Here is a 16,794-nt window from a genome sequence, read left to right as displayed (position 1 = left end):
CCCATGTCCCATTCCGAAATAATTCACAAAAAATTTAGCACATTCTTTCGGAAAGGGGGAGAGGGATATTCCGAAGGAATGTGCAAAAAAGAGTCTTTTTTGTGCGGAAATAAAGTGATAATTTACAGTAAAGAAGTTAATTTAATTGTGAACTTGTTCAACTCCCGTGGAAGAACAGATTTTCTTCCATGATCTGTGGTGCCATGAAACATGGTAGATGGATGGCTAACGGGAAACGATAGTTGAATAAAGAGTAACCAAAAATTTACATGAATAACATTCAACAACAGTATATGAAGTAGCATAGGGGGAATATATTCAAGCCCTGAGTGGGATAATTGCACATTGTAATACTATCTAATGAGGATGGTGTATAAATAAATATTTCAACCAAAAGATATTGACAAGAATTTTTCATGTTTATTGGAATATAGCTTGTCTCAATATTTATGTAAACATATAATAAAAGTAAACCAACAAATTCTGTGTTTATAACCGATAAATTGCGGTGAGATGGAAAAGTTATATTGGTTAAAATCCGAATATTTTTCTGATTTTATGTTTTAAAATTCGGTTTATATGCAGAATAAGGGCGGCAACAGCGCATATTAAAGGATATTTATATTTACGTGAAGCGATTGCGATGGTATATAACGATATCGAATTGCTCGGATCGATTACGAAAGTGCTTTATCCAGACATTGCGAAAAAATATAACACAACCGCCAGCCGTGTAGAGCGGGCGATCCGCCATGCGATTGAAGTGGCTTGGAGCCGAGGCAACATTGAATCGATTTCTTCCTTATTCGGCTACACCGTCAGCATGTCGAAAGCAAAACCAACGAACTCGGAATTCATCGCCATGGTGGCCGATAAGCTCCGGCTTGAGCATAAAGCATCGTAACGGAAAACGAATGATAGCCAAAGCGGCAAGACGCTCCGCAATCGGGGGCGTCTTTTTTGCCGTTTGGCGGCTTGCTGGAACGAAAAAAGGGGGAACGTGGCTTGCGCCGGTGTGGTGCACAGAGGCGGCTTTACCGCCAAGGGCCAGACGGTTAAGATGGGTCGTTTTCTTTTTCTTTTTTCTCCAATTCCAGCAGCTTGTTCACCAAAATGTGCGGCGGCATATGCATGATCTGCTCGATCGGCACGCCGAGCGCTTTGGCCAGCTTTTGCGCTGTTTCCAGCGAAATTTTCAACGGCTGCATCATCTCCACCTCGTTTGTTCATAGTATTATTTTTAGTATAACGAACGACCGCCGGTTTCGGCCAGCTCGTTGGCTGAACGGCGAATAAATGCGAAAGGAAGAAGGCAGAATGACATTGATTTTTGCCCACCGCGGGGCGGCGGGGACGCACCCGGAAAATACGATGGCGGCGTTTATCGAGGCGGAAAAAGCGGGAGCGGACGGCATTGAATTGGATGTGCAGCTCACAAAAGACGGCGAAGTGGTCGTCATTCATGACGAAACGGTCGACCGGACGACGGACGGCAGCGGCTGGGTGAAAGACATCACGTACCGCGAACTGCGCCGATTGAACGCGGCGGCCATGTGGGACGGCAAACACGGCCATTGTCCGATTCCGCATCTTGAGGAAGTGCTTGCTTGGCTGTCATCAACACGGATGGCGGTCAACATCGAGCTGAAAAATAGCCTCATCGCCTACGAAACGCTTGAGCAAAAAACGATCTCCCTCGTGCGCCGCTATGGGCTTGAGAAGCGGACGATTTTGTCATCGTTCAATCATCATAGCATGCGCCTTTGCCGAACGCTTGCACCGGAAATCGAGACGGCGCTCTTGTACATTGAGCCGCTGTATGCCCCATGGACGTATGTGCGTGCCATGAACGCCGACGGGGTGCATCCGCACTATCGGACGGTGACGGCGGAATTTGCCGCCGAAGCGCGGCGGCGCGGGGTGGCGGTCCGCCCGTTTACGGTAAATAAGCGAAATGTGATGAAAACGATGTTTGCTTATGGCGTTGACGCCGTCTTCACCGACTACCCGCGCCAAGCGAAGCAATGGAAAGAGAAAACGCCTTAACGAGAGACGTTAAGGCATTTTTTGTTTGCCTTGAAATGGATGTTTTCCCAGTGTAATAGGCATCAACGTTCCGGGTCAAGGCGTTTTTCGTTTTCGTTGAAAACGCGCCTGCACTTTGTTGCGTTTCCGGTCGCGGTGCAGCAAAAAACCGCCGAGAAACGCCAGCCCAGCGGCAAACAGCGCGAGCCCGGCGAGAAATTGCAGCCATAAGGCAGAAAACAGCGGCCCGTTGATGCCAAACAACGCATCGCGCATCCATTTGATGCCAAGCGCCGCTCCAAGCCCGGGAATGACTAAAATCAACAGCGCAATCATTCGCCCCATCGCGATCGCGTTCCTTTCCGAAAAGAGTAGCCTTATCGACTATCATAGCGGTTATTGGGCGTTTGTCAAGGAAAGAGCAAATCAAGTATGATAAAAGTGTCTGCAAAAATTGGCATACTATAAAGTGTGGTGAATGGACATGAAAAAAGTGATGATCATTGGGGCTGACTCGCGCGGAATGTCGCTTTTGAAGCTGCTTCACGGGGCGTCGGGATTTGACGTTGTGGCGGTTGTTGACGTCGATGAACAAGCTCCGGGGGTGCAACTGGCGCAAAAATGGGGCATCGCTGCTGCGAGCGACTGGCGTCCATGGATGGCCGAGCCGCTTGATTTGATCATTGAAACGACGGGCAGGGCGGATGTCCTTGAGGAAATCCGTCGATTGGCGCCAGAGGGAGCCAATATTGTCCCAAGTGCAGTCGCGCAGATGATGGCCGAGCTCGTTGAAGAAAAAGAAGCGCTCATCGCCAAATTGAAAAGCGAAGCGGCTCGGCGCGCGCTCATCTTTCATTCGTCCCACGATGGCATGATTGTCGTTGATGAATATGGTTACATTACCGATATGAATCAAAGCGCGGCGGAGCTGCTTGAAGTCGATAAAGACAAAGTGATCGGCAAGCATATTTTGACCGTTCTGCCGTCAAGCGGCTTGCCGCGCGTGCTCGAAACGAGGCAGACGGAGTTTCATCAAGAAGTGGAGCTGGCCAATGGAAAAAAATTGATCACCACCCGCATCCCGATCATCGATGACAATGGCAAACTGTTTGGGGCGCTCGCGGTATTCAAGGACATCACCGAGCTTGTCGCTTTGGCGGAAGAAATCACCGACTTAAAAGAAGTCCGCATGATGCTCGAAGCGATCATCTATTCGTCGGAAGAGGCGATTTCCGTCGTCGATGAAAATGGGAACGGTATTTTGATCAACCCGGCGTATACACGGCTCACCGGTTTGACAGAGGAAGACGTCATCGGCAAACCGGCGACCGCCGACATCGCCGAAGGGGAAAGCATGCATATGCAAGTATTGAAAACGCGCCGCCCGGTGCGCGGAGCGCGCATGAAAGTCGGCCCGAAAAACCGGGATGTCATCGTCAATGTTGCGCCGATTATTGTTGATGGCGTATTGAAAGGGAGCGTCGGCGTCATTCATGATGTGTCAGAAATTCAGCGGCTGACGACTGAGCTCAATCGGGCGCGGCAAATCATCCGCACGCTCGAGGCGAAATATTCGTTTGCCGACATCGTCGGCGAGTCGGAAGAGATGAAGGTTGCCATCGAGCAGGCGAAGCTGGCGGCGAAAACACCGGCGACGATTTTGCTGCGGGGGGAATCAGGGACGGGCAAGGAGCTGTTCGCCCACGCCATTCACAACGCGAGCGACCGAAAGTATAACAAGTTTATCCGCGTCAACTGCGCGGCCATTCCGGAAACATTATTGGAAAGCGAACTGTTTGGCTATGAGGAAGGAGCGTTTTCCGGCGCGCGGCGCGGAGGCAAGCGAGGGCTGTTTGAAGAAGCAAACAACGGAAGCATTTTCCTTGACGAAATCGGCGAACTGTCGGCCAGCACGCAGGCGAAGCTGCTCCGCGTCTTGCAGGAGCGGGAGATCGTCCGCGTCGGCGGGACGAAGCCGATCCCGATCAACGTCCGCGTCATCGCCGCCACGAACGTCAACCTTGAAAAAGCGATTGCCGAAGGCGCCTTTCGCGAAGACTTATACTATCGGCTCAATCGGATGCCGATTTATATTCCGCCGCTGCGTGCCCGCAAGGAAGACATTCCAGCTCTTTGCCGGCGTTTGATCCAGAAACTGAACCAAGATTACGGGCGCAACGTCGAAGGTGTCACGGATGAAGCGATGGCGAAGCTTCTTGCCTATGATTGGCCGGGAAATGTCCGCGAGCTCGAAAATGTGCTCGGGCGGGCGATGATTTTCATGAAATTTCATGAAGTGATGATCGATGCGACGCATTTGCCGCCGCTCGCTTCGCCTTCGTCAGTGCCGGCTCATCGAGTGGAAACGGAAGAGGAGATTCGGCCGCTTGAGGAAATGGTGAGCCGATACGAAGCGAGCTTGATTGAGCAGGCGCTTCGCCGCCATCGCGGCAATAAAACAGCGGCGGCCCGGGCGCTTGGCATTTCGGTGCGCAATTTATATTACAAGCTGGAGAAATACGGGCTTGACAAAAATATCATGCAATAATTTGCGCGGAGTGAAGAATATTGCACATATCTGTTTGCGAAGGTAGTGTGTTTTAAAGCGCTTTCAGTCATTTTTGGTTGGCACAGTTTTTGCATAAAAAGACTGTGCCGCACGATTTGCAGAAAAGGTTGGTGCAGATGATGAAGCTTGAATCGTTAGTGCAAGAAGCAAGACAATGCCAGGACCGGACGGTGGCCGTGGCGGCGGCGGAAGATGAAGAAGTGATTGAAGCGGTGGCGATGGCGCTCGAACACCGTCTCGGACGCTTTGTGCTTTATGGCGATCGGGAGCGGCTCGGACGGCTGTTGAAGGAAAAAGGATGCGCCCGCTTTTCCGACGTCGATGTCGTTCATGCGAATTCGATCGGGCAAGCCGCAGAGCTTGCCGTGCGCGCCGTCCATTTGAACGAGGCGGATGCGTTGATGAAAGGGCATGTGCCGACGGCAACGCTGCTGAAAGCGGTCTTGAACAAGGAGTATGGGTTGCGCGCTGGGAAGGTGTTGTCCCATGTCGCTGTTTTTGAGGTGCCGGAGTTTGAACGATTTGTCATCGTCACCGACGCGGCGATGAACATCGCTCCGGATTTGGAGCAAAAGGTGCAAATTGTCAACAACGCCGTCAGCATCGCGCGCTCCATCGGCATCGAGCGCCCGAAAGTCGCGGCGCTGGCGGCGGTGGAGACGGTCAATCCGGCCATGCCGGCAACACTTGATGCAGCGGCGCTCGCAATGATGCAAAAGCGGGGGCAAATCGAACATTGCCTTGTTGACGGACCGCTTGCGTTGGACAACGCGGTGTCGCTGGCGGCGGCGAAGCATAAGCGGATTGAAAGCGAAGTGGCTGGACAGGCTGATATTTTGCTTGTGCCGGACATTGAATCCGGCAACATGCTGTATAAGTCGCTCGTCTATTTTGCGAACGCACGCGTCGGCGCAGTCATCGCTGGGGCGAAGGCGCCGATCGTGTTGACGTCGCGCGCCGACTCGGCGGAAAGCAAACTGTATTCGTTGGCGCTTGCTATTTGTTCGGCAGCAAAATGAAATAGATGAAGGAGGCCATCAGTGATGGAACTGTTTCAATATATGGAAAAATATGATTATGAGCAAGTGTTGTTTTGCCAAGACAAAGAATCCGGATTGAAGGCGATCATTGTCATTCATGACACGACGCTCGGCCCGGCGCTCGGCGGGACGCGCATGTGGATGTACAATTCGGAAGAAGAGGCGCTTGAAGACGCCCTGCGCCTCGCCCGCGGCATGACGTACAAAAACGCGGCCGCCGGCCTTAATTTAGGCGGGGGCAAGACGGTCATCATCGGCGATCCGCGCAAAGATAAAAACGAGGCGATGTTCCGCGCGTTCGGCCGGTTCATTCAAGGGCTGAACGGCCGCTACATCACGGCGGAAGACGTCGGCACGACCGTTGCCGATATGGACATCATCTATCAGGAAACGGACTATGTCACCGGGATTTCGCCGGAATTCGGCTCATCCGGCAACCCGTCGCCGGCCACGGCTTACGGCGTATATCGCGGGATGAAAGCGGCGGCGAAGGAAGCGTTTGGCAGCGATTCGCTTGAAGGAAAAGTTGTCGCCGTCCAAGGGGTTGGCAATGTCGCCTACCATTTATGCCGCCATTTGCACGAAGAAGGAGCGAAACTCATCGTTACCGACATCAACAAGGAAGCGGTGGCGCGCGCGGTCGAGGAATTTGGGGCGAAAGCGGTCGACCCGAACGACATTTACGGCGTGGAGTGCGACATTTTTGCTCCATGCGCGCTCGGCGGCATCATCAACGACCAAACGATTCCGCAGCTGAAAGCGAAAGTGATCGCCGGCTCGGCGAACAACCAGCTGAAAGAGCCGCGCCATGGCGACATGATCCATGAAATGGGCATCGTCTATGCACCAGATTATGTGATCAACGCCGGCGGCGTCATCAACGTCGCCGATGAGCTGTACGGCTACAACCGTGAACGGGCGATGAAAAAAATCGAGCAAATTTATGACAACATCGAAAAAGTGTTTGCCATCGCCAAGCGTGACAACATTCCAACGTATGTGGCCGCTGACCGGATGGCCGAAGAACGAATTGAAACGATGCGCAAAGCGCGCAGCCAATTTTTGCAAAACGGCCATCATATTTTAAGCCGCCGCCGCGCCCGCTAATAGTGGCGAGGGGCGGCCTTCCGCCCCGCCGGCGGATGATGGAGGGACAGCAACGATGGAAGAGCAGAAGTTTCGCATTTTAACGATCAATCCAGGCTCGACTTCAACGAAGATCGGCGTCTTTGAAAACGAACGGCCATTGCTCGAAAAAACGATCCGCCATGAGGCGGACGTGCTTCGGCAATATAAAACGATCGCGGACCAGTATGAGTTCCGCAAGCAAACGATTTTGCAAGCACTGGATGAAGAAGGAATCAATTTATCGAAGTTGAGCGCCGTCTGCGGCCGCGGAGGGCTTCTCCGTCCGATCGAAGGCGGAACGTATCGCGTCAATGAGGCGATGCTTGAAGATTTGCGGCGCGGATATTCCGGCCAGCACGCGTCCAACCTCGGCGGCATTTTGGCGCATGAGATCGCCTCGGCCTTAAACATCCCGGCGTTTATCGTCGATCCGGTCGTTGTCGACGAACTCGATCCAATTGCCCGGATCAGCGGATTTCCGCTCATTGAGCGGCGCAGCATTTTCCATGCTTTAAACCAAAAGGCGGTCGCGCGCCGCGTCGCCAAGCAGCTTGGGAAACGGTATGACGAACTGAACTTGATCGTCGCCCATATGGGCGGCGGCATCACGGTCGGCGCCCACAAGCAAGGAAGGGTCGTCGATGTCAACAACGGCCTTGACGGCGAAGGCCCGTTCAGCCCGGAGCGCGCCGGGACGGTGCCAGCGGGCGATTTGGTTGCTTTATGCTTCTCTGGTGAATATTACCGCGAAGAGATCATGAACATGCTCGTCGGCGGCGGCGGCCTTGTCGGTTATCTTGGCACGAATGATGCGGTGAAAGTCGAGAAAATGATCGAAGCCGGCGATGAAAAGGCCAAGCTCGTGTATGAGGCGATGGCGTACCAAGTGGCGAAAGAAATCGGTGCGGCAAGCGCCGTGCTTTCCGGCAAAGTCGACGCCATCATTTTGACCGGCGGACTGGCGTATGGCAAATCGTTTGTCGAACAGATCACTCGCCGCGTGCAATGGATCGCCGATGTCATCGTCCATCCGGGCGAAAACGAACTGCAGGCGCTCGCTGAAGGCGCGCTTCGCGTCCTGCGCGGCGAAGAAGAGGAAAAAGTGTATCCAGGCAAGGCCGTTTCGCCGGTTCCAGCCCGGCGCTGATGCGGCAACGGACAGAAAGGAGAAGGCAAGATGGCAAAAGAATACGATGTCGTCATTCTCGGCGGAGGAACGGGTGGCTATGTGGCCGCCATTCGCGCCTCGCAGCTCGGGTTGAAAACGGCCGTTGTGGAAAAAGGGAAGCTCGGCGGCACGTGCCTGCACGCTGGCTGCATTCCGTCCAAAGCGCTGCTTCGCAGTGCCGAAGTGTACGCACAAACGAAAAACGGCGAGGCGTTTGGCGTCATCGCCGACGGCGTGCGCCTTGATTTTGCCAAAGTGCAGGCGCGCAAAGCGGCGATTGTTGAGCAGCTCCACAAAGGCGTGCAGCATTTGATGAAAAAAGGGAAAATCGATGTGTACGCCGGCACCGGCCGCCTGCTCGGCCCGTCGATCTTTTCCCCGCTGCCGGGGACGGTGTCGGTCGAAATGAACGACGGCAGCGAAAACGAAATGCTCGTCCCGAAATTCGTCGTCATCGCCACCGGTTCGCGCCCGCGCACGCTGCCGGGGCTCGAGCCGGACGGCGAATTCGTGATGACGTCCGATGAGGCGTTGCAAATGGAGACGCTCCCCTCGTCCATCTTGATCGTCGGCGGCGGTGTGATCGGCATGGAATGGGCGTCCATGCTTAATGATTTCGGCGTTGACGTGACGGTGCTCGAATATGCCGATCGCATTTTGCCGACAGAAGATGAAGACGTGTCAAAAGAAATGGAAAAACTGCTCCGCCGCCGCGGTGTCAACATCGTCACGGGAGCGAAAGTGCTGCCGGAAACGCTCGAGAAAGGAAACGGCGTCACGATCCAAGCGGAGCATCAAGGCGAGCGGAAAACGTTTACGGCCGACAAGATGCTTGTTTCCGTCGGGCGGCAGGCGAACATTGAGGGGATCGGCTTGGAAAACACCGAGATTGTCGTGGAGAAGGGGTATATTCAAACGAACGAGTTCGGCCAAACGAAAGAATCGCACATTTACGCGATCGGCGATGTCATCGGCGGCCTGCAGCTTGCCCATGTCGCCGCCCATGAAGGGATTGTCGCCATTGAGCATTTGGCCGGGCACAACCCAGCGCCGATTGACTATACGATGGTGCCCCGCTGCATTTACACCCGTCCGGAAGCGGCGGCGGTCGGCTTAACCGAACAAGAGGCGAAAGCGAAAGGCTATGATGTCAAGGTCGGCAAATTTCCGTTTAAAGCCATTGGCAAGGCGCTTGTGTTCGGTGAGGCGGAAGGGTTTGTGAAACTCATCGCCGACCGGAACACGGACGATCTGCTTGGCGTCCATATGGTCGGGCCGCACGTGACCGATTTGATTTCCGAAGCCGGTCTCGCCCGCGTGCTTGATGCGGCTCCGTGGGAAGTGGCGCATGCGATCCATCCGCATCCGACGCTGTCAGAGGCCATGGCGGAAGCGGCGCTGGCGGTCGATGGCAAAGCTATTCATTTTTAACCGATTTCGCCGTATGCGCGCGGCGCGTGATCATTGGTTGACTATGTGAATCTAAGGGAGGTTGTTGCGATGGCGCAAAACCGTCATCAGGCGCTTGGATTAAGCGATGACACGGTGTTGGAAATGTATGAAACGATGCTCTTGGCCCGCAAGCTCGATGAACGGATGTGGCTGTTAAACCGCGCGGGGAAAATTCCGTTCGTCATCTCATGCCAAGGGCAGGAAGCGGCGCAAGTCGGCGCGGCATTCGCCCTCGACCGGACGAAAGACTATGTCTTGCCGTATTACCGCGATGTGGGCGTTGTCCTGACGTTTGGCATGACGCCGAGAGAATTGATGTTGGCGGCGTTTGCCAAGGCGGAAGACCCGAACTCCGGCGGCCGGCAAATGCCAGGGCATTTCGGGAAAAAGAAAAACCGGATCGTCACCGGTTCATCGCCCGTGACGACGCAAGTGCCGCATGCGGTTGGCTTTGCGCTGGCGGCGAAAATGGAAAAGAAAGATTTTGTCGCCTTCGTCACGTTCGGCGAAGGGTCGTCGAACCAAGGCGACTTCCATGAAGGGGCGAACTTCGCCGGCGTTCATAAACTCCCAGTCATCTTTATGTGCGAAAACAACAAGTACGCCATTTCCGTGCCCATTTCGAAACAACTCGCGTGCGAAAAGGTGTCCGACCGCGCCATCGGCTATGGCATGCCGGGCTATACGGTCGACGGCACCGATCCGCTTGAAGTGTACCGAGTCGTGAAAGAAGCGGCCGACCGCGCCCGCCGCGGCGAAGGGCCGACGCTCATCGAGGCCGTGACATACCGGCTGACGTCGCACTCGTCGGACGATGACCACCGCGTCTATCGGACGGAAGAAGAGCTCGCCGAAGCGCGCGCCAAAGACCCGATCGTGTCGTTTGCCAACTATTTGAAAGAAACCGGCGTTTTGACCGACCAGCTTGACGAGGACATTCAAGCGCGCGTCATGAAAGAAGTGAACGAAGCGACCGACTACGCGGAGAAGGCTCCGTACGCCGAGCCGGAGCATGCGCTTCGCTACGTGTATGCCGAGGAGTAAGGGGGAATCGACGATGCCTGTTATTTCCTATATTGATGCGGTTACGATGGCGATTCGTGAAGAGATGGAGCGCGACCCGCGCGTGTTTGTGTTAGGAGAAGACGTCGGCCGGAAAGGCGGAGTGTTCAAAGCGACGCAAGGATTGTACGAGCAGTTCGGCGAAGAGCGCGTCATCGACACGCCGCTTTCCGAGTCGGCGATCGTCGGCGTCGGCATCGGCGCGGCGATGTACGGCCTGCGCCCGATTGCCGAAATTCAGTTTGCCGATTTTATCATGCCGGCGGTCAACCAAATCATTTCTGAAGCGGCGCGCATCCGCTATCGCTCGAACAACGACTGGAACTGCCCGATCGTCATCCGCGCCCCATACGGCGGCGGCGTTCACGGCGCTTTGTACCATTCGCAGTCAGTCGAAGCGATTTTCGCCAACCAGCCTGGGTTAAAAATCGTCATGCCGTCGACGCCGTACGATGTGAAAGGGCTGCTGAAAGCGGCGATTCGCGACGAAGACCCGGTGCTCTTTTTCGAGCATAAACGCGCCTACCGCCTCATTAAAGGGGAAGTGCCGGAGGACGACTACGTGCTTCCGATCGGCAAGGCGGACGTCAAGCGTGAAGGCGATGACATCACGGTCATCACGTACGGGCTGTGCGTCCATTTTGCCTTGCAGGCGGCCGAGCGCGTCGCCCAAGACGGCATTTCTGTCCATCTGCTCGATTTGCGCACCGTCTATCCGCTCGACAAAGAAGCGATCATCGAGGCGGCGAGCAAAACAGGAAAAGTGCTGCTCATTACGGAAGACAATAAAGAAGGCAGCGTCATGAGCGAAGTCGCCGCCATTATCGCGGAGCATTGTTTGTTTGATCTCGACGCGCCGATTATGCGCCTCGCCGGCCCGGACGTTCCGGCCATGCCGTATGCGCCGACGATGGAAAAATTCTTTATGATCAATCCAGAAAAAGTCGAAAAAGCAATGCGCGAATTAGCGGCGTTTTAACAGATGAACAAAAGGCGTCTCCAGCTTGGAGGCGTCAGGAAAACATGGGATGTTCGGTTAGGGAATCATTCCATCCTAATGAAGGGATTCCCCACAAACGCCGGCCTCGAAGCCAACCCTAGACGGCGTGGGGACGTCACGGCAAAGATATTGCAACAGAGATAGGAGGGTATCGATGTGGCCATCGAACAATTGACGATGCCTCAGCTCGGGGAAAGCGTCACGGAAGGCACGATCAGCAAATGGCTCGTTTCCCCGGGCGACAAAGTGAACAAATACGACCCGATCGCTGAAGTCATTACCGATAAAGTGAGCGCGGAAATTCCGTCGTCGTTTGCCGGCGTCATCCGCGAGCTGATCGCCAAAGAAGGGGAGACGCTCCCAGTCGGCGCGCCGATTTGCACGATCGAAGTCGAAGGCGCTGCACCGGCTTCGGAAGCGAAGCCGGCGGATGAAGCGCCGAAAGCAGAAGACAACGCCAAGCCAGCCGCTCCGAAAAAGGCCGGCCGGGCAAACAACGGCCGCTATTCGCCGGCCGTGCTCCGCTTGGCTCAGGAACACGGCATTGACCTCGAACAAGTCGAAGGCACCGGCCTTGGCGGGCGGGTGACGCGCAAAGATTTGCTGAAGCTCATTGAGTCTGGACAAATTCCGAAAGCGGGAGCGGCACCGGCGGCGGAACAAGCCGCGCCAAAAGCGGAACCGAGAACGGAACAACCGGCCACAGCCGCCGCAACCGTTCAACCGTCTGCCGCGGCCGCGCCAACCGCGCCGCAGGCAGCGCCGATCAAACCAGCGGCCCCGAACGTCGAAGCCGGAGCGGGCGACATCGAAATTCCGGTCACCCCGGTGCGCAAGGCGATTGCGGCGAACATGCTCCGCAGCAAACACGAAGCGCCGCACGCTTGGACGATGGTCGAAGTCGACGTCACCGATCTTGTCGCCTACCGCGATGCCATCAAAGACGAGTTCAGGCGGCGTGAAGGCTTCAATTTGACGTATTTCGCCTTCTTCGTCAAGGCGGTCGCCCAAGCGCTGAAAGAATTCTCGCAGTTGAACTCAGTGTGGGCGGGCGATAAGATCATTCAGCGCAAGGACATCAACATATCCATCGCTGTCGCGACGGATGACGCCTTGTTCGTGCCCGTCATCAAGCACGCCGATGAAAAAACGATCAAAGGCATCGCCCGCGAAATCGCTGAACTGGCGGCAAAAACGCGCGCCGGCAAACTGCGCCCGGAAGACATGCAGGGCGGCACGTTCACCGTCAACAACACCGGCGCGTTCGGCTCGGTGCAGTCGATGGGCATTATCAACTACCCGCAAGCGGCCATTTTGCAAGTGGAAACGATCGTCAAACGTCCGGTCGTCAAAAACGGCATGATCGCCATCCGCGACATGGTCAACTTATGCTTGTCGCTCGACCACCGCGTCTTGGACGGCCTCATTTGCGGCCGCTTCCTCGCCCGCGTCAAAGCGATTTTGGAAAACATGAACAAAGACAACACGCCGATTTATTAACGATTCCCCCATCGCCATCGGTTGGCGGTGGGGGTTTTTGCGTGGCGCGATTTCAAACTTCTTTCACAAATGTGATGTATAATGAGGACAGAAACGAACGTGCGAAGGAGAAAAACGAGATGAAACGAGCGAGCGTATGGATGTTGTTGTGTTGCTTCTTTCTGCTAAGCGGCTGCGCCAATCCGTCGTTTCCCCCGGTGGCCGATTCGCTTTCTGTCGTCATCAGCCTCGATGTCAAAGCGGAAACGGTCACCTTTTTGAACGCGGAAAATGGCGGCAAGATCGCCCGTTGGAACATCAACGAACCGTTTCAAGGCGGGGCGTTGAGCTCGGACGGCCGGACGCTTCTTTTGTACGGGCGGGATCTTGACGGCGTCTATCGGTACGATCTCGCGACCGGGAAGCTGCTTGGCGAATGGAAAATAGGAAGCGGCATTGTGAGCGCTGCTCCATCTCCGGATGGCCGCACGTGGTTTTTTGGCGACAGCACCCATCACGCGGTGCGCGTTGTGAGCCGGGACGGGAAAGAGATCGCCCGCCTTTCGGTCGGACGCTCCCCGATGACGCTGCTTGTCAATCGCCAGGGAACGGAGCTGTATGCCATCGACTTTCAAGACGGCCGCGCCTTTGTCATTGATGCAAGCCGCCTCCGTGTCATTCGCTCATTTTCTGTGCCGAAGATGGCGTTAGGCGGATTGATGCGCGAGCGGCAAGGGGAGCTGTGGGTCGGCGGACACGGAAGCGGAAACAAGGTGGAGAAGAATGTTCACGTCTATTCGCTTCAAGACGGCCGCTTGTTGCGGACGATTGCCGCCCCGATCATGCCGGTTGATTTTGTCGAAACAGGCCGCGGCGTGTTTGTGCTAAGCCACGGTTCGAACACGATCTATCAGTTTTCAAAAGAAGGAAAAAAACTCGCTTCGGCGTCTGTCGGCGCCAATCCGTTTGCCATGGAAGCGGCAGGAAGCCGTTTGTATATTGCGAGTTATGACAGCGATGAAATCATCGTGGTCGATGAGGCGACGCTGCGTCCGCTTGCCCGTTGGAAGACGGGAGACGGCCCGCTGCAGCTATTCATTCGGGAGGGACGAACATGAGCGAACGAACCGTTTTAATCGTCGATGATGAAGAAGAAATGCGCCTGCTCGTTGGCATGTATTTGGAAAACGCCGGCTTTCGTTGCCTCGAAGCAGGGGACGGGGAAGAAGCGCTGGTGCTGCTTTCGCAACATCCGGTTGATGCCGTGCTGTTGGACGTCATGATGCCAAAACAGGACGGATTCGCCGTCTGCGCCCGCATCCGCGAGCAGTCGGACGTGCCGATTTTGTTTTTGACCGCGCTTGGCGAAGAATGGGATAAAGTGAAAGGATTGAAGCTTGGCGGCGACGATTACATCGTCAAACCGTTCAGCCCAGGAGAGCTCATCGCCCGCCTTGAGGCGGTGTTGCGCCGGGTGCAGCGCGTCCGCGAGAATGACGGCCGGCTGCAATTTGGCGACCTTGCCATCGACGAAAAAGGACGAACCGTGACCGTTGGCGGCGAGGCGGTGAAGCTGACGTTGAAGGAGTTTGAGCTGCTGCTGTTTTTGGCAAAACACCGCGGCCAGGTGTTCAGCCGCGACGATTTGCTCGTCAAAGTGTGGGGATATGATTATACAGGAAACGCCCGCACGGTCGATACGCATGTGAAAACGCTGCGCATGAAGCTGAAAGACGCCGCCCGCCACATCCAAACCGTATGGGGCATCGGCTACAAGTTTGAGGGATGAACATGAAACGGCTTCGGTTAGGACAAAAACTATGGCTGGCGATCGGCGCCGCGGTCGTGGCGACGCTGGCGTTTTCCTTTGGCCTTCTGAATTATTTTTACCGGACGGTGTACATGAAAGAAGTTGAGCGAACGTTGATCGCGGAAGGGACGAGCCTCGCCCGCGACTATCGCGGCGGGGCGGTGACGGAGGCATATCGCCGTCAAATCGAATGGTATGACGAAAAATCAACGGCCACGATCTTGTTGATCGACAACCCGCGCGAACTGAGCGCCTGCTTTCCGTTTCCGGTCCACTATGACGCGTTAGTCAGCGGCCGCGACCGGGAAACATTGTTAGCCGGGAAGCCTGTTGTCAAAACGGGATACGAAAAGCGGTTCGGACGCCGCGTGATGGCGGTCGTCGTTCCGCTTTTGGACGGCAAGCGGCTTGAAGGAGCGATTTACTTGTATTTGCCGTTAGCCGACGTTCAGGAAGCAACGAAGCGGGCGGCCGCCGCGTTTTGGCCGTTGGCCGCCATATTCGCCGCCGCGCTTTTGGTTGTCGGCCGACGGATGGTGCGGCAGATGACCGAGCCGCTCCAAGCGATGGAACAAGCGGCAGAACGCATGGCGGAAGGACGCTACGAAGCGGACATCCCCGTGCGGAGCGATGATGAAATCGGCCGCCTGGCGGAGGCGTTCAACCAAATGGCGGACGCCATTGCTAAAGAAGACGAGCGGAAACGCGAGTTCTTAGCGAACGTCTCGCATGAGCTGCGCACGCCGCTCAGCTATATGAAAGGATACAGCGAAGCACTCCTTGCTGGCCTCGCGAAAACGAAGGAAGAAGAAAAGGCGTACCTTCGCCTTATCCACCGCGAAACGGAGCGGATGGAGCGGCTGGTGCGCGATCTTCTTGACCTGGCGCGCCTTGAAGGGCAAAGCGTGCCGCTCGAGCGCGCGCCGGTGGCGTTTGCCCAAGTGATCGAAGATGTCATCGCCACGTACGAACCGATCGCCTCGCAAAAGCGGATCGAGTTGGCGTGCGAGTTGGACTATGACATCATCGTCAACGGCGACGCCGACCGGCTCGAACAAGTCGTGCGCAACTTGCTTGACAACGCCATCCGCTACACCCCGGAAGGCGGCGCGGTGACGGTGCGGCTTTCCCGCTTGTCGGAAGCGGAAGGCGAGCTTGTCATCCAAGACACGGGAAAAGGCATTCCGAAAGACCAGCTCCCGCTTCTCGGCCAGCGCTTTTTCCGCGTCGACCGCGCCCGCACCCGCAAAGAAGGCGGCACCGGCTTGGGGCTTGCCATCGTCAAACAAATCGTCTCTCTTCATGACGGCGCGATTTGGTTCGACAGCGACCTTGGACGCGGGATGACCGTATTCGTCCGCCTGCCGCTCGTTCGGGAAGAGGAATAAACATCGTTCAAGACACAGGAATGGATGATGTATAATCAATATAAAATTAGGAGGCAGGTGGAGGATATGGGTTCACCAGAAAAGGAACAGGCCCCTATGACCTACAAAGAGTATGCGACATGGCCGGAAGGAAAACGGTGCGAGGTCTTGGACGGGAACATCATTAGCATGGCGCCGTCGCCGACACCGGAACATCAATCAGTTTCGCTTCAACTTTCCATTGAATTCGGGATGCATCTTCGTGGGAAGGATTGCCGCGTGTTGGCCGCCCCGATCGATGTGTATCTTTTCGAAGATCATCGCAAGGGATGGATGGATGAAAACGTCCGAAACTGGGTATGCCCCGATCTTGTCGTCATCTGCGACAAAAACAAAATTCAAAAAAACCGCATTGTCGGGGCTCCGGATTTGGTCGTCGAGATCTTGTCCCCCGCCACGGCCAAAATCGACCGGATGGACAAACGGATCGCGTACGAGCGGGCCGGGGTGAAGGAATATTGGATCGTTGACCCGGCGAATCAAGTGGTGGAAGTGTATTTGCGCGGAAAAGTTCCATGAGCAATTTTTGCTCTCCACCCGGGCATGAAAATCCCCCTTTTCTTCCCATAATGAAGAATAGGCGCAAACAGTTCAACAGGACGTTATGCTTAATGGTGGCTTAGACCCTGTACGG

14 protein-coding genes and 2 pseudogenes are annotated in these 16,794 nt (G+C 55.5%); 14 read left to right on the top strand and 2 right to left on the bottom strand.

Annotation, left to right across the window (positions count from 1 at the left end):
* Positions 1 to 601 precede the first annotated feature (601 nt).
* Positions 602 to 904 (top strand): annotated as a pseudogene (locus tag ACVBDQ_RS16465) (sporulation initiation factor Spo0A C-terminal domain-containing protein); the annotation flags it as partial.
* 151 nt (positions 905 to 1,055) lie between these two features.
* Here the strand turns inward: ACVBDQ_RS16465 and ACVBDQ_RS16460 are convergent.
* Complete coding sequence (locus ACVBDQ_RS16460; protein ID WP_011231868.1) at positions 1,056 to 1,208, bottom strand: YycC family protein; 153 nt, start codon at positions 1,206 to 1,208, stop codon at positions 1,056 to 1,058.
* Between the two features lie 109 nt (positions 1,209 to 1,317).
* On the opposite strand from ACVBDQ_RS16460, the gene ACVBDQ_RS16455 reads away from it, so the two are divergent.
* The gene (locus ACVBDQ_RS16455; RefSeq protein ID WP_011231867.1) at positions 1,318 to 2,046 is read left to right on the top strand and encodes a glycerophosphodiester phosphodiesterase; all 729 of its coding nucleotides are present in this window, start codon (positions 1,318 to 1,320) and stop codon (positions 2,044 to 2,046) included.
* Between the two features lie 75 nt (positions 2,047 to 2,121).
* Here ACVBDQ_RS16455 and ACVBDQ_RS16450 read toward each other — a convergent pair whose 3' ends face one another.
* Positions 2,122 to 2,370 carry a DUF2627 domain-containing protein gene (locus ACVBDQ_RS16450; RefSeq protein ID WP_011231866.1) on the bottom strand — a complete coding sequence of 83 codons (249 nt, stop codon included), beginning with the start codon at positions 2,368 to 2,370 and terminating at the stop codon, positions 2,122 to 2,124.
* A 139-nt stretch (positions 2,371 to 2,509) separates the two neighbouring features.
* On the opposite strand from ACVBDQ_RS16450, the gene ACVBDQ_RS16445 reads away from it, so the two are divergent.
* The 12 genes and pseudogenes from ACVBDQ_RS16445 to ACVBDQ_RS16390 form a co-directional block, all read left to right on the top strand.
* On the top strand, positions 2,510 to 4,573 hold the full coding sequence (locus ACVBDQ_RS16445; RefSeq protein ID WP_031206533.1) for a sigma-54 interaction domain-containing protein: 2,064 nt from the start codon (positions 2,510 to 2,512) through the stop codon (positions 4,571 to 4,573).
* 140 nt (positions 4,574 to 4,713) lie between these two features.
* Positions 4,714 to 5,613 (top strand): phosphate butyryltransferase, encoded by a 900-nt coding sequence (gene yqiS / locus ACVBDQ_RS16440; RefSeq protein ID WP_011231864.1) that lies wholly within the window; start codon positions 4,714 to 4,716, stop codon positions 5,611 to 5,613.
* A gap of 24 nt (positions 5,614 to 5,637) precedes the next feature.
* Complete coding sequence (locus ACVBDQ_RS16435) at positions 5,638 to 6,741, top strand: leucine dehydrogenase (RefSeq protein ID WP_011231863.1); 1,104 nt, start codon at positions 5,638 to 5,640, stop codon at positions 6,739 to 6,741.
* 55 nt (positions 6,742 to 6,796) lie between these two features.
* Positions 6,797 to 7,909 carry a butyrate kinase gene (gene buk, locus ACVBDQ_RS16430; protein WP_011231862.1) on the top strand — a complete coding sequence of 371 codons (1,113 nt, stop codon included), beginning with the start codon at positions 6,797 to 6,799 and terminating at the stop codon, positions 7,907 to 7,909.
* 30 nt (positions 7,910 to 7,939) lie between these two features.
* A complete protein-coding gene (lpdA, locus tag ACVBDQ_RS16425) occupies positions 7,940 to 9,361 on the top strand; it encodes a dihydrolipoyl dehydrogenase (protein WP_020278552.1) in 1,422 nt (473 codons plus the stop codon).
* A 69-nt stretch (positions 9,362 to 9,430) separates the two neighbouring features.
* Entirely contained in the window at positions 9,431 to 10,426 is a 996-nt protein-coding gene (locus ACVBDQ_RS16420; RefSeq protein WP_011231860.1) for a thiamine pyrophosphate-dependent dehydrogenase E1 component subunit alpha, read from the top strand.
* Between the two features lie 13 nt (positions 10,427 to 10,439).
* Positions 10,440 to 11,423, top strand: coding sequence for an alpha-ketoacid dehydrogenase subunit beta (locus ACVBDQ_RS16415; protein WP_011231859.1), 984 nt, complete (start codon positions 10,440 to 10,442; stop codon positions 11,421 to 11,423).
* A gap of 177 nt (positions 11,424 to 11,600) precedes the next feature.
* Positions 11,601 to 12,944, top strand: a complete 1,344-nt coding sequence (locus tag ACVBDQ_RS16410) for a dihydrolipoamide acetyltransferase family protein (protein ID WP_446663344.1) — start codon at positions 11,601 to 11,603, stop codon at positions 12,942 to 12,944.
* A 119-nt stretch (positions 12,945 to 13,063) separates the two neighbouring features.
* Positions 13,064 to 14,041 (top strand): YncE family protein, encoded by a 978-nt coding sequence (locus ACVBDQ_RS16405; RefSeq protein ID WP_047758052.1) that lies wholly within the window; start codon positions 13,064 to 13,066, stop codon positions 14,039 to 14,041.
* The gene (locus tag ACVBDQ_RS16400) at positions 14,038 to 14,712 is read left to right on the top strand and encodes a response regulator transcription factor (protein ID WP_011231856.1); all 675 of its coding nucleotides are present in this window, start codon (positions 14,038 to 14,040) and stop codon (positions 14,710 to 14,712) included. The genes ACVBDQ_RS16405 and ACVBDQ_RS16400 overlap by 4 nt, the downstream gene beginning before the upstream one ends.
* A 2-nt stretch (positions 14,713 to 14,714) precedes the next feature.
* Positions 14,715 to 16,121, top strand: coding sequence for a sensor histidine kinase (locus ACVBDQ_RS16395; RefSeq protein WP_011231855.1), 1,407 nt, complete (start codon positions 14,715 to 14,717; stop codon positions 16,119 to 16,121).
* Between the two features lie 66 nt (positions 16,122 to 16,187).
* Positions 16,188 to 16,670: pseudogene (locus ACVBDQ_RS16390) on the top strand (Uma2 family endonuclease); the annotation flags it as partial.
* Between the last annotated feature and the right edge of the window lie 124 nt (positions 16,671 to 16,794).

Source organism: Geobacillus sp. CCR (assembly GCF_052906625.1).
The sequence above is the reverse complement of the archived record's forward strand: the minus strand, read 5'-3'. Positions and strand labels throughout refer to the sequence as shown.

Excerpts from the sequence above, each read along its gene's own strand:
- ACVBDQ_RS16460 (WP_011231868.1), bottom strand. The coding sequence starts at position 1,208 with ATGCAGCCGTTGAAAATTTCGCTGGAAACAGCGCAAAAGCTGGCCAAA.
- ACVBDQ_RS16455 (WP_011231867.1), top strand. The coding sequence starts at position 1,318 with ATGACATTGATTTTTGCCCACCGCGGGGCGGCGGGGACGCACCCGGAA.
- ACVBDQ_RS16450 (WP_011231866.1), bottom strand. The coding sequence starts at position 2,370 with ATGGGGCGAATGATTGCGCTGTTGATTTTAGTCATTCCCGGGCTTGGA.
- ACVBDQ_RS16445 (WP_031206533.1), top strand. The coding sequence starts at position 2,510 with ATGAAAAAAGTGATGATCATTGGGGCTGACTCGCGCGGAATGTCGCTT.
- yqiS (WP_011231864.1), top strand. The coding sequence starts at position 4,714 with ATGAAGCTTGAATCGTTAGTGCAAGAAGCAAGACAATGCCAGGACCGG.
- ACVBDQ_RS16435 (WP_011231863.1), top strand. The coding sequence starts at position 5,638 with ATGGAACTGTTTCAATATATGGAAAAATATGATTATGAGCAAGTGTTG.
- buk (WP_011231862.1), top strand. The coding sequence starts at position 6,797 with ATGGAAGAGCAGAAGTTTCGCATTTTAACGATCAATCCAGGCTCGACT.
- lpdA (WP_020278552.1), top strand. The coding sequence starts at position 7,940 with ATGGCAAAAGAATACGATGTCGTCATTCTCGGCGGAGGAACGGGTGGC.
- ACVBDQ_RS16420 (WP_011231860.1), top strand. The coding sequence starts at position 9,431 with ATGGCGCAAAACCGTCATCAGGCGCTTGGATTAAGCGATGACACGGTG.
- ACVBDQ_RS16415 (WP_011231859.1), top strand. The coding sequence starts at position 10,440 with ATGCCTGTTATTTCCTATATTGATGCGGTTACGATGGCGATTCGTGAA.
- ACVBDQ_RS16405 (WP_047758052.1), top strand. The coding sequence starts at position 13,064 with ATGAAACGAGCGAGCGTATGGATGTTGTTGTGTTGCTTCTTTCTGCTA.
- ACVBDQ_RS16400 (WP_011231856.1), top strand. The coding sequence starts at position 14,038 with ATGAGCGAACGAACCGTTTTAATCGTCGATGATGAAGAAGAAATGCGC.
- ACVBDQ_RS16395 (WP_011231855.1), top strand. The coding sequence starts at position 14,715 with ATGAAACGGCTTCGGTTAGGACAAAAACTATGGCTGGCGATCGGCGCC.